At 37.4% G+C, this 12,973-nt stretch carries 9 protein-coding genes and 1 pseudogene; 4 read left to right on the forward strand and 6 right to left on the reverse strand.

Translation table 11 applies throughout. The annotated features are described in order from the left end of the window. The first annotated feature begins 10 nt into the window (after nt 1-10). The 4 genes from Q7674_RS17620 to Q7674_RS17635 all read left to right on the forward strand — a co-directional run bounded on the left by Q7674_RS17620 (nt 11) and on the right by Q7674_RS17635 (nt 6,630). Nucleotides 11-1,102, forward strand: a complete 1,092-nt coding sequence (locus Q7674_RS17620) for a site-specific integrase (protein WP_305422981.1) — start codon at nt 11-13, stop codon at nt 1,100-1,102. Then, a complete protein-coding gene (locus Q7674_RS17625; RefSeq protein ID WP_045062654.1) occupies nt 1,099-4,011 on the forward strand; it encodes a site-specific integrase in 2,913 nt (970 codons plus the stop codon). Before Q7674_RS17620 ends, Q7674_RS17625 begins: the two co-directional genes overlap by 4 nt. Next, complete coding sequence (locus tag Q7674_RS17630; protein WP_045062653.1) at nt 3,989-5,233, forward strand: hypothetical protein; 1,245 nt, start codon at nt 3,989-3,991, stop codon at nt 5,231-5,233. The genes Q7674_RS17625 and Q7674_RS17630 overlap by 23 nt, the downstream gene beginning before the upstream one ends. 221 nt (nt 5,234-5,454) lie before the next feature. Continuing rightward, nucleotides 5,455-6,630, forward strand: a complete 1,176-nt coding sequence (locus tag Q7674_RS17635; protein WP_045062652.1) for a site-specific integrase — start codon at nt 5,455-5,457, stop codon at nt 6,628-6,630. A gap of 86 nt (nt 6,631-6,716) precedes the next feature. On the opposite strand, the gene galU is transcribed toward Q7674_RS17635, so the two are convergent. From galU to Q7674_RS17665, 6 genes and pseudogenes are all read right to left on the reverse strand, one after another. Then, the gene (gene galU / locus Q7674_RS17640) at nt 6,717-7,667 is read right to left on the reverse strand and encodes a UTP--glucose-1-phosphate uridylyltransferase GalU (RefSeq protein WP_045062650.1); all 951 of its coding nucleotides are present in this window, start codon (nt 7,665-7,667) and stop codon (nt 6,717-6,719) included. Nucleotides 7,668-7,692: 25 nt separating this feature from the next. After that, a pseudogene (locus tag Q7674_RS17645) lies at nt 7,693-8,698 on the reverse strand (NAD-dependent epimerase). A 33-nt stretch (nt 8,699-8,731) separates the two neighbouring features. Then, entirely contained in the window at nt 8,732-9,898 is a 1,167-nt protein-coding gene (locus tag Q7674_RS17650) for a nucleotide sugar dehydrogenase (protein WP_045062645.1), read from the reverse strand. Nucleotides 9,899-9,900: 2 nt separating this feature from the next. Continuing rightward, entirely contained in the window at nt 9,901-11,022 is a 1,122-nt protein-coding gene (locus tag Q7674_RS17655) for a glycosyltransferase family 4 protein (protein WP_305422986.1), read from the reverse strand. Next, complete coding sequence (locus Q7674_RS17660; protein WP_045062641.1) at nt 11,023-11,886, reverse strand: ATP-grasp fold amidoligase family protein; 864 nt, start codon at nt 11,884-11,886, stop codon at nt 11,023-11,025. It abuts the gene before it with no gap. 19 nt (nt 11,887-11,905) lie between these two features. Further along, complete coding sequence (locus Q7674_RS17665; RefSeq protein ID WP_107229677.1) at nt 11,906-12,973, reverse strand: CapA family protein; 1,068 nt, start codon at nt 12,971-12,973, stop codon at nt 11,906-11,908.

Genomic DNA, 12,973 nt, shown 5'->3' on the forward strand with positions numbered 1-12,973 from the left:
GAGAAAGGATGTGTTTTTCCGCTATTTCACCATCATGGCTCAACGTTGTCCTTATCTATCAACAACTGCAAAATCCATTGTGTTGCCAGAGCATGTTCTGCATCACGCCAGTGCTAAAGCTTATCAAAAGGAAAACAGCAACCAGATCCGTTATAAAATATTTCGTGCGCACAATCAGTATTTAAAACGATTAGACACTGCCAGTAAACAATATGGTATCAACCTTTCAATCAACAATGCTCATCACAAGATGGCGTTGTTATTTGACGCCAGCATCACTCCCCCTTCCTATTTAAACCCAAAAGGGGAGATCAATGCTTTTGAGAGACGGAAGAATGCGGAGAATCAAGGCTATCAATACATTCAATTACCTTCTATCGAGATAGGTTCACGCCGAGCATTACCCCTTGATCAAGTGCGACGTTTTTTTGATGTGATTGATGAGCATGTTAAAGACTGTATTCCCCATCCGTGTTGGACAAAAAGACAATTAATCGACTACTACAATGCATTAACGTATCAACTTGCGTTTCAATTTTTGATTTTAACGGGGGTGAGGCCGACCCACGCACTTTCACTTGAAAAGCGTCGACGTTATGGCGTTAAACAAGCCATACATTCAGATAAAGGTCGCTATCGTGTTATTTATCTTTGTGATTTTTTACAAGAATCCATTCGCTATTACTTGTCAATTCAACAAGGTTTGCTCACACAGCTCAATATTAAAACAACATCGCCCTATTTATGGTTTTTGTTAGATAAGGATAATCAAGTCCAAGTATTGAATGCCAAAATCATGCGCCAATTTATGCAGCAATATTGGCCTTATCGAGATACTGATATCAATACCGTTGTCCCTTATTGTTTACGACATACCTTTGCACAAATGGCACAGTCACACACTCATCCACAACTGACCACTCAGCAGATTGATCGCTTAATGGGGCATTCATCATTTGGGGAACACCTTGGCAGTGATTTATGTTTCCCAAGCAATAAAAAAGCGCTTTTCGCCTTTTTAAATCACTTGCCAGAAAAACTGTATTTCACCAGTGATCCATCAACACGATTTTCATTCAATGATGTGGTGGAGGCTTCATGATAGGAAATAGTCAACTTGATGATATTACTAATGACATTATTGAAGCACATGAGCAGTTGGGCTTACCTTGCGAAGATAAAACACATTTAACCCATATCATCACATTATTACATGAGGATCAGCATTCCCAACGTTACATCTCCGACGATGAAATGCGTGTGATTAAAAACGCCATCAGAACAATCCCTTCGGGAAAACAACGCGTATTATTGCGAGCATTAGATAATACATTATTTTATCTTCATCAGTATTGCGGCTGGCAACTTCCTCAACCTCAAAATAAGAAGCTAAACGATACCCAGTTAGCGTGGATGCAATTAATCAGTCTACAAGCGCATGATGCATCCCGTCTCTATGAGGATTATCTTAAAGATAGACTCGACTTTCTCAATCATCGCCCTGTACTTCACATCGGTTTTATCACTGTCGCACTCAGTATTGAAGTCGCGCCACTCCCTCTCGCTTACTGGGCTGATATTCTTAATCGTCCTGACGCTATCGAACTCTACGAGCAACAATTAACCTTAGTTGTCTATCACCAATCCAAACGAGCCTCAAACACTCAGCAACCGAATTATTTTACCCGTTACGCATTAACCCCGTTTACTTGTCGGTTATTACTTGATTACTTTGGTACTAAAGAGCAAAAGGTAACAACAAAGGGATTACACCAGAGGCTCAATGCGTATTTATCCGCAGCACCTTACTACCTCGAAAATAAGACTTTGAGCCAATGGCAACATTGTTTTCAACAAATTTGGCTTATCGAATATGGGCTCTCTAGCGTACTACTCTTAGATATGAGCCAACCGCATCGTCATGTGGCCTTTCATCCGAGCCCCTCTCAAGCACAACATGACCATGCTATTTCGAATATTTACGATCAAGATTGGCATCAGCCTGATTACAGCACGTTTTCTTCTAATAAATCTCAAGGTTGGCCTCACCGAGACTTACTTAAAACCATCAAAAATCAGCCATCTTCGAAATGGAAAGCGCTGTTAAGCGAGCAATTTTCAACACCTCCCGCTTGGCATCACGACAATATTGTTCCGACAATTTTATATTTCTTCACCTATGACTTAATCCAATATGGTGGCGTGAAAGCAGCCACACTGAGTGTGAGCAGCTTGAGTAAATATACCAATATCTATAAAACACTCAGCAACCACCCACTGACCTATATTCAGGCCTGTGATCATGATGGCTTAATGCAATGGGCAACGACGCTTTACGAAAGTATCGACAGTGAGGGGGATCGTTGGCTCATCTATAACTTTTTACGTTTTCTACCACAATTGTCGGTGACAGAGCATTTTGATATTAGCCAATTTTCATCCCCTTTTCTTTCTTTAAGCGTTGATCCTTTTCGTTTAAGTGTCGATCAATGTTTCATCACGCTTGAAGCGTTATTATCTCAATCCAATGGCAGTGCACTACAACGTCTTTTTTGTGCTGTCGCCTTAATTTTAGGCTTTTATAGCGCATTACGACGCGGGGAAGTATTACGGCTTCGTTGCCAAGATATTGTGTGTAATCCTGATAATCCTTGCCGTTTTACTTTGCGAATCTGTAATACGAGTGAGGGCAACACAAAAAATAAGTCAACACGTTTTGTTTACCTCACATTACCCGAATCTATTGCCAAACTCGTTCGTGTTGTTCGCCATATCAAACGCCATTGCTCACCCACAACACCTTTACTTGGCTTTGAAAATGAGTCGATGACTTCTCGTCAATTACATTACCTTTTGCCCGTCACTAAGGCTCTGAAAGCGCTGTGGGGCAACAATGTGCGTTTTCATCATCTTCGCCACAGTGGAGCTCACTGGCTAATGCAACAAGGATTGCTACTCGCATTTGATTGGGATAACTCTCCTTTCTGTGTAGGAGACGCAACGCAAGCGATATTGACAAAGCAAGCGTGCCAAGAGCGATTTCATTTTTGGCTTGAAGGTCGCGACTTTTCACATATGAATGATGGATTATTGTTTGATGTTATCGGCGAACAACTCGGTCATAGCCATTATGCCACCACTCGCTGGAGTTACTTACATGGGATTGAATGGCTTCCACCACTGTTTTTAATCAATGAGCGTTGCTTTGAACACAATGAATTACGTTATTTACTTGGCATAAAGCCAGAGTCTAAAGATGTCTTTCGCTTTTTAAACACGCTTACATCAAAAAACCAAGATACAGGAACCCATTTAACATTAAGGCTAAGTGAGCTTGAGTTAACCCCCTATTTGTTAAAGAAAAAAGGATTTAAACAACTCAGACAGGTCTCACTTATTCAAGACAGTTTTGAAGTACCGAAAGATGGCAATCATTTTCTTGCTTTGTGGTTATCACATTGCACAGAGAGCATTGTCCAGCCTGATAAGCGTCAGTCATCAACCACTGTTTTTAATTATCAAACTCAGCATTTATTGAAATTATTAACTACTGATAATGAAACGATTTTCTCCTCACTCAGTGCGTTTTGGGCACTATCAGGTAGACATCAGCCAATTTCCTTTACCAAGCAACAACGGCAAGCGCTTCATCAACTTGGGCCAATCTTTGTCAACCGAGACAACCAGACACTATCTTTGACGGTTCGCTGTAAAAGAGACAATGGCTTGCGTTTTCAACAAGTATTTAGAACGCCACTCTTTAGGTGCTGCCACTTTATTTTTGAGCTTCAACAAAACCGAAAAAGCAAAATAACTAAAAACCTCCAGCTTCTTGAGACTTATTTTTCCACCGACAAAGACACACTCGCAACGAGAAAAGTAGACAGAGGGAGTAGCCAACTGACCATCACACTGACCTTTATTCCTCAAGCACCATTGTTATTTCAAATGCTATGTAATTTTTTAACGTACCCGAAGAGAGAACAATATGAAAAAACTATCCATGGATAAGTACTACCATCCACATATTACTAAGATGTTAGACAGTTTCGATAAAACAGAGCGTGTGCCACTTCTCACTTTTATCATCGATCAAGCAGCTAATCATATTTGTCTTATTGGCGGAAAAAGTGGTGAGCCAACCATGGTAAAACTGCCTTTTGACGGACAAGATCCCACGCTCCAAGATGGAAAATGGTCCATTGACGCTGACATGTTCAAATACTATTACCACAATTGCTTAAAATCCGTGCTAGAGAATGAACATATTGAATTGGAAATCGATGAGCACACCAGTGGCGATACTTATGTGATTGGATACACCCACGACCAAGGTGTACGTCGTTGGAAATGTGACTCACCTTGCCAAGAGCACATCGATTATTTCACAACCATTGGAAATAAGTCGTACCAAAGCATCTCGGTTGATGCATTAGCTCCCATACTGAATGTGGCAGAAAGTCATCGTCCGTTAGAATTTTTTAAAATCGATAAGACAAAAAACGAGATCACAGTACAACGTGATAATGATGTTTCAACGTTTCCTCTGCCTGATGATCTGGAGGAAAAAGTTGATTTAGTCGCTAACCAAGAAGGACTTTCGGTTTTAAAACATATTTGTGGTAATACGCAATCTGATTCGATTATGTTCAGTGTCGATAATGAACAACTTACCGTTACCGATGGTCATCATTGCTACTCTCGCTCACTGGCATCATTGACTGAATTTGAGAGTAAATCCAAAGTGGATTACGAAACGGAAGTGAAATGTGTTGTTGATATCTCTTCCTTAAAGTCAGAAATTGAAACCTACACACGCGTAAACCAAATTAAAAGTAACAACCTTAGCTTACTCTACATTATCGATAATGAAGCTTTTCTCTCTGGTTTTGGGTTCACTGTTGAGAGTTTTAAAAGCCTTTCTGCATTAAGTATTACTGCGAAACAGATCTTGCTCTACAACATCAACTTAAATCAATTGCTGAAAGTGAAGCTCAAAAATATTACGGATATGAAGAGCATGACCTTGCGTATTTTAAAAGCGCCGGATGGTTCAAGAAAGTTAGGCTTTTATAATGAGTATGATACTGAGCGCCCTTACGACAGTATTCCTATTACGCTTGACACGAATAGCCAAAATCTTAGTGCGATGCAAAAACTATTGGCACTTAGCAAGAAACAACATCGAGAAGATGGTTCCCAGCAGGATTTTCTTGGCTTTGACGGGATTTAAAAGACTTTAGGAAGAGGACTGGACAAATATCCAGTGTCGACTAAGGTTAGATATGCACAGTAATTCATTACTGTCTCAGTTTGGCAGTTGAGACGAAGTGGCGGCAACCACTTCGCCTCGTATCGGCTGCCCCGACGTTTAAGCGAACCAAAGCTCAGCCGACAGATTCAGTGTATCTAAGTCTCTCGGCGATGGGTAGATCTATCTGATGGAGACTTGATATGGCTAACATTCGAGTGCGCCCTAATGGGATCATTCAATACGATATTCACATTTATGGCGAACGCTTTCGTGAAACTTCAGGCATGCCTGCCACACCGAAGAACCTCAAAATTGCAAAAGCGACCATTAAACAAATCAATGCCGAAATTGATTTAAACACCTTTCAATACCGTGATTACTTTCCTGACAGTAAAAAGGTCGAATTGTTTGAGCAATTGCAACGGGACAAATACCCCGATCGTTTCTTTCCCTACTTTGATGATTTTGCAAAGAAATGGATAGCGCAACAAGCACCTAAATGGAAAAACAGCTACCGCAAAACCGTTGAGCGTAACGTACATCATTACTTGATCCCGTTTTTTGGTAATACCCTAATCAATGAAATTTACCTAAATCAATTAGATCAATTTCGTCAGCAATTAACCGAGATGGAAAAAGAAGATGGTAGCCGCATATTATCGAATGCACGCGTTAATAATATTTTATGGCCGTTAATTTCGATTATGATTGTGGCGGCAGAAGAATTTAAATTTGATTATCCCTTTTCACGCTACCGCGCATTGCGAGAGCAGAAAGCTGACAGTTCACCGATGACATTACAGGAAGTAAAACGCTTTTTAGATTATGTCGAACCAGCATGGTATGACTATTTTCTACTGCGTTTTATGACAGGGATGAGAAGTTGTGAAGTGCACGGCCTTCAACTTAAGCATATTGATTTTGATCACCGCTTAATAAAAGTCCGTCAAAATGTGGTGAATGGTGAAATTACCGATGTGAAAACCCCAAAATCACGCCGTGATTTACCCATCAATGATATTTTATCATCCTCTCTTGAGCGTATTACCGCAACGTTAACTGAACCTGACGATTTTCTGTTTACCAATGACGATGGCGAACCACTGGATACCCGCTATATTGGCAAACAAGTCTGGCACCCGACACTTAAACGTGCAGGATTAAAAACACGTCGCCCTTATGAAACCCGCCATACCGCAGCAGTGCTGCATTTGGCAGCCCATGAAAATCCACTCTATGTATCGCAACTGCTTGGGCACAGTAATACACGTTTGCTGTTTGAAATTTATGCCCCCTATGTGTTTAATGCTGCGCGCAATGACGGCAGTGCCTTTTCAGATTTAATGCGCTCTGGTGGCGTGATCAAATCTGACTAAGCCCCAAACAAAAACAGCCCGATATTATTAAGCACTAGTAATAAAGAGCGAATATCGGGCTGTTTTATTTACGCGATAACAGATAATTACGCGTCTGTTTTTTCACTTAATGGTGTGAGATCTAAACTATCAGTGAACGAGGTATCATTGAGTGTTTTGATATAAGCAGTGAAGGCTTCGCCTAATGCTTTATCGCGCATACCGTATTCAACAAATGCTTTTGCATAACCTAACTTGTCACCACAATCGTGAGAGCGACCAGTCATGTGGAAAGCTTCAACGGTTTCATCTTGCATTAGCATATCAATGGCATCAGTTAGCTGTATCTCATCACTTGCACCTGGTGGTGTCATTGCTAGCTTATCCCAAATGTTATGAGATAAAACATAACGACCAACCACAGCAAGGTTAGACGGTGCATCTTCAATAGCTGGCTTTTCAACCATACGCGTCATAGGGCAAGACTCACCTACTTTTAGCTCAGTACCGTTACAATCAACCACGCCGTACTTTGACACATCGCTCATTGGCACAGGCTCTACCATGACTTGGCTCGCACCTGTTTGTTCAAAATGATTGATCATCGCTGCTAAGTTTTCTTTGCTTTGATCGGCGGTGTATTCATCCATAATTACATCTGGCAATACAACGACAAACGGCTCATCACCAACTAGCGGTTTGGCACACAAGACAGCATGACCTAAGCCTTTTGCCTGACCTTGACGCACATGCATAATGGTCACATCTTTAGGACAAATTGCTTGAACTTCATCTAACAACTGACGTTTAACACGCGCTTCTAATGTTGCTTCTAACTCAAATGAGGTATCAAAGTGGTTTTCAATCGCGTTTTTAGAAGAGTGCGTCACTAATACAATTTCTTTAATACCCGCGTTGACACACTCATTCACAATATATTGAATAAGCGGCTTATCCACTAACGGTAGCATTTCTTTTGGAATTGCTTTGGTTGCCGGAAGCATACGAGTACCTAGCCCTGCCACTGGAATGACAGCTTTTTTTATTTTGTTGTTCATTATTCATCCGTATTTAATGAAGGACTTATTTATTGTAAAAATCGCGATACCACTGAACAAAGTTCTCAACACCTTCTTTAATTGGTGTTTGAGGCTTATAGCCAGTAGCTTCAAACAAACCGCTAGTATCTGCGTAGGTTTTATATACATCACCTGGCTGCATTGGCATGAAGTTTTTCTTCGCTTGAATATCTAAACTTGATTCAAGTGCTTCAATATAATCCATTAACTTTTCACACTTACCATTACCAATATTGTAAACACGATAAGGTGCAGAGCTGTCTGCTGGTGAACCGAGTTTCTACAGACCAGTCAGTTTGTTTCTGAGGTACTACATCTTGAATACGTAGAATACCTTCAACAATGTCATCGATATATGTAAAGTCGCGTTGCATATCACCATTATTATAAATATCGATTTCCTCGCCATTCATAATCTTATTGGTGAACTTAAACAATGCCATATCAGGACGGCCCCAAGGACCATAAACTGTAAAGAAACGTAAGCCTGTTGTTGGTAAATTATAAAGATGTGAATAAGTGTGAGCCATTAGCTCATTTGCTTTTTTACTAGCTGCGTAAAGTGAAATTGGGTGATCAACTGAGTCACTTGTTTCAAATGGCGTTTTAGCATTCAAGCCATAAACAGAGCTAGAAGAGGCATAAATTAGATGCTTAACCTTATTATGGCGACAGCCTTCTAATACATTTACAAAGCCAACCAAATTACTATCAGCATAAGCTAGTGGGTTATCAATAGAATAACGAACACCCGCTTGAGCGGCTAAGTTAATTACGCGATCAAACTGCTGCACTTTAAATAGCTCAGCCATGCCTTCACGATCAGCTAAATCTAATTTAATAAATTCGAAATTAGGATGCTCAATACGTGCTAAACGAGATAATTTTAAATTTACATCGTAATAATCATTTAAATTATCGATACCAACTACTTGATGACCAAGCGCAGTTAGACGCTCAGTAATAGCACTACCGATAAAACCAGCAGCACCAGTTACTAAATATTTCATAATAGCTCAACTTATAAATGGAGAAGTAATATATTAATCGTTACCAAATAGATCACGGGTATAAACTTTATCGGCAATATCAGAAAGCTCTTCAACCATACGGTTTGAAACAATCACATCACAGCTTTGTTTAAAATCAGATAAATCTTCAATAACTAGTGAGTTAAAAAACTCTTTTTCTTTTAACACAGGCTCATAAACAACGACTTCAATACCTTTCGCTTTAATGCGCTTCATAATGCCTTGAATGCTAGATGCTCGGAAGTTATCAGAACCCGCCTTCATGATTAGTCGATAAATACCAACACGCTTCGGATTTTTAGCAATGATAGAGTCTGCAATAAAATCTTTACGAGTTGTATTCGCATCAACAATCGCGCCAATGATGTTATTTGGTACATCACGATAATTTGCACGAAGTTGTTTAGTGTCTTTAGGTAAACAATAACCACCATAACCAAATGATGGATTATTGTAGTGATTACCAATACGAGGATCTAAGCCAACACCTTCAATAATTTGGCGTGAATCTAAGCCATTAGATGCGGCATAAGTATCTAATTCATTGAAGTAAGCAACACGCATAGCAAGGTAAGTATTAGAGAATAATTTAACCGCTTCCGCTTCTGTGGAGTCTGTGAACAATACAGGTATATCTTCTTTGATAGCACCTTCTACAAGAAGATTAGCGAAAACTTGAGCGCGCTGACTTTGCTCACCAACGATAATACGAGATGGATAGAGATTATCGTAAAGCGCACGACCTTCACGTAAAAACTCTGGCGAGAAAATAATATTCTCACAGCTAAACAGCCCTTTTACCTGCATGGTATAGCCAACAGGTACTGTCGATTTAATTACCATGACGGCGTCAGGATTGATTGCCATTACATCTTTAATTACTGCTTCTACTGACGAAGTATTAAAATAGTTGTTTTCTGTATCGTAATCCGTTGGTGTGGCAATCACCACATACTCTGCATCTTTATAAGCTAATTCTTTATTTAACGTTGCAGTAAAGTTTAACTCTTTATTTTGAAGAAAATCTTCAATTTCCTTATCTGCTATTGGAGAGATTTTGTCATTAAGTAATTTTACTTTTTCTTCGATAATATCTACAGCAATAACCTCATGATGCTGCGCTAAAAGCATAGCATTAGACAGGCCTACATACCCTGTACCAGCAATGGCAATTTTCATTTTTATTTCTCTTTTAATAATTCATCAATTGCATCTAAATATTTATTAATCACAATTTTTTCATCAAATTCGGCTTCAATCTTCTTACGGCTCTTTAACCCCATATCAATACGTTCTTGGTGAGAAAGATTTATTATTTTCTCTAACGCATTTACAAGAGAAGGAGTCGAACGAAGTTCACATAGATAGCCATTGACTCCATCATCTACTGTTTCACGACAACCAACATTATCAGTCGTTACGATAGGTTTTCCCATCGCACCAGCTTCAAGAAGCGACTTAGGTACTCCTTCTCTATAAAAAGAAGGAAGCACCATACAATCAGCTTTAGCTATTTCTTTTTCAACTTCATCAGAAACACCAAGATAATTGACAATCCCTTCGCTTACCCAGTCTTGCATATCTTTTTTAGATACCGCGGAAGGGTTATCTACATCAAGAAAACCTAGTAGATTAAATTCGACATTATGTATATGTTTTGCTTTTAACTCTCTCGCTGCTTCAACATAATGACCTATACCTTTGTCATAAAGCATTCTTGCGATTAATAGGAATCGAACAACTCCATCATCAGGTGATGGTGAAAAATTGAATCGACTTAAATCAGCACCAGAACCAGGAAGGCGATCGGTAATATTTTCTTTAGCTAATTTATTTTCTAAAAATAGCAACCTATCATCTTCATTTTGGAAGAATACTTTATCGACTTTTTTGTGACTTATTTTATAAAGCAATCGAGCTAATTTCGAAGTTATAGATTCATTAATAAATAAAACACCAAGGCCAGCAATATTATTTATAACTTTAATATTATTTAACTTTGCAGCAATTGTACTATAGATATTATTCTTTGGAGTAAAGTTTAAGACGACATCATAAGAATCAGCTTTATATATCTGATTAAACCTATATAACGTTTTCAAATCTTTTAAAGGATTCGTTCCACCTTTATCTATTTTAATGTCAATATAATTAGCACCGAGATCTTCAAGCTTGTTGGAATACTCATCCCATGGTGAAATTGCAGTAACCCTATAACCTTTATCAACAAGAGCTAGAATAGTATTTCTTCTGAAGTTATAGAGATACCAACTAGTATTTGACGAAATAATAATGTTAATCATTTAATAACTCGTCCAATATTTACCAAATAATTTATCAAGTTCAATACAAGGAAACTTTTCGAATCCAGCACCTGGGTAGATAGTTAATTCACCAAAAGTAACTTTATTATTGTAAAAATATAAGTCAACTCTTACAAAATCAAAATTCTCACCAATTAATTCAGATATCCTTATCATTTCATCTAAAAAAATAGGTTTTGGTGGAGACGGTATCTTCATCTCATGAGAATATTCGAAATTCAAATCTCTCCAGTTACGATCAAACATATTTCTTTTATGATTAATGAATCGATCTGAGTCAAGTTGTATAAATTCCACTCGGCCATTAAACACAAAAAACTTATAGTCGTCAGGTGCACTGCCTTCAAAATCAAGAAACTCTTCAATAAAAACTCGTCTAGGTATATCCTTGTAAGCCCATTCTCCTAATGATGATGATTGATCATGCTTCAACCATTTAGACGCTAGTTTTATCATCTTTCTCTGTGAAATGTGGTTATTATTTCTTATTATTTCAATAGTTTGACTTGTGTGATTTGCTTTAAAAACATAATCACGGGGAAGTAATGAAAAATCTATTGATTCAATATCGTTAGTATCTGAACCAATCCATAGATTTCTAGGTATATAAATATCAGAGCAAATACTTTTAACCCAATCTTTAGATGCGATTTTATCAGCAGCTACAGTAAATAATGGGTTATGATCTATAATTTTTCTAACTTGTAGTTTTTCATTGAAAGTCTCAGGTTGTGAAAAATTAATAAACCTCTTAAATCTTCTAAAAAATAATATGTTTAGTTTTATTTTATTAGGAAGTAAAGAAATAATTTTAGAAAAAAGTCGATATTGTAAACTAGGCATATAAAAATAATAAACTCATTTATAATTTAGAAGAGAAGTGTTTTTTATATTTAAATGTATTTATTTTTCTATCAGCTATTCTTATCAAAGTAGATATCGACAGTCTCTTGATAAACCACTTAAAGTCTCTCTTGGATGACAATTCAGAAAAAACTTCTTCAGAAAAGGCTGATCGTGTTCTCAAATAAGAGCTTAAAGGTAACTTTAAATATTCATTAGCTTTATTATATATATCATTAGCTACAGAACTATTTATAAGCATCTTTTCCTCCCCTTGAAAAATGGGAATATACTTCATTGTAATATTATTTCCATCATATTCCAAAATTAAAATAATTGAAGACTTGTTATTATCAGACTGCTTTATCAATAAATTAGAAGTCCTTTCATCATATAAGTCATCAAAGCAAAAATTACCGAGACTATAAGCAAGAACTGAATTTTTGAATTTTTCAACACCTTGTAAAACATGGGGATGATGTCCATAATATACATAATTATTAATATCTGCTAATTTTCTAGCAAATTTTATATCATCCACGCTGCATAAATTTACGTGCTCTATACCAGAATGAACACTTAATATATTTAAATAACCTTGTGATGAATAAAACTTGAATTTATTCTCAACAAGTGAATATTTTAATGCGTTAACACCATTTTTTTTATCTAACCCTAATGGGTTAGTATTATAGGAACAGTAACCGTGAAATGCTAACTTCAACTCCTCATTTATAAAATCTTTACCTTTTACACCAAACCAGTCAATATTATTTTCTTCAAGAAGTGTAATTGTCTCATTTAAACCGTTAGGGCCAAAATCAAAAATATGGTTATTAGATAAACACACTGTATTTATATTAAGGTGTTTTAAAATATTAATATTTTCAAAACTTGAGGAAATATACGCTGATTTATTTCCATGTTTTTTTGATTTATTAATAAATGGGGCTTCGAGATTACCGACGCAAATATCACAGGAATCAAGGATTGGTTTTATATCAGAGAAGTAATTTTTAATATCTTTATTTTTATTTAAATCGAATTTTCCAAATAAAGCAATATCGCCAACAAAAGCAATTTTCAT

Source organism: Photobacterium leiognathi (assembly GCF_030685535.1).
GTDB lineage: Bacteria > Pseudomonadota > Gammaproteobacteria > Enterobacterales > Vibrionaceae > Photobacterium > Photobacterium leiognathi.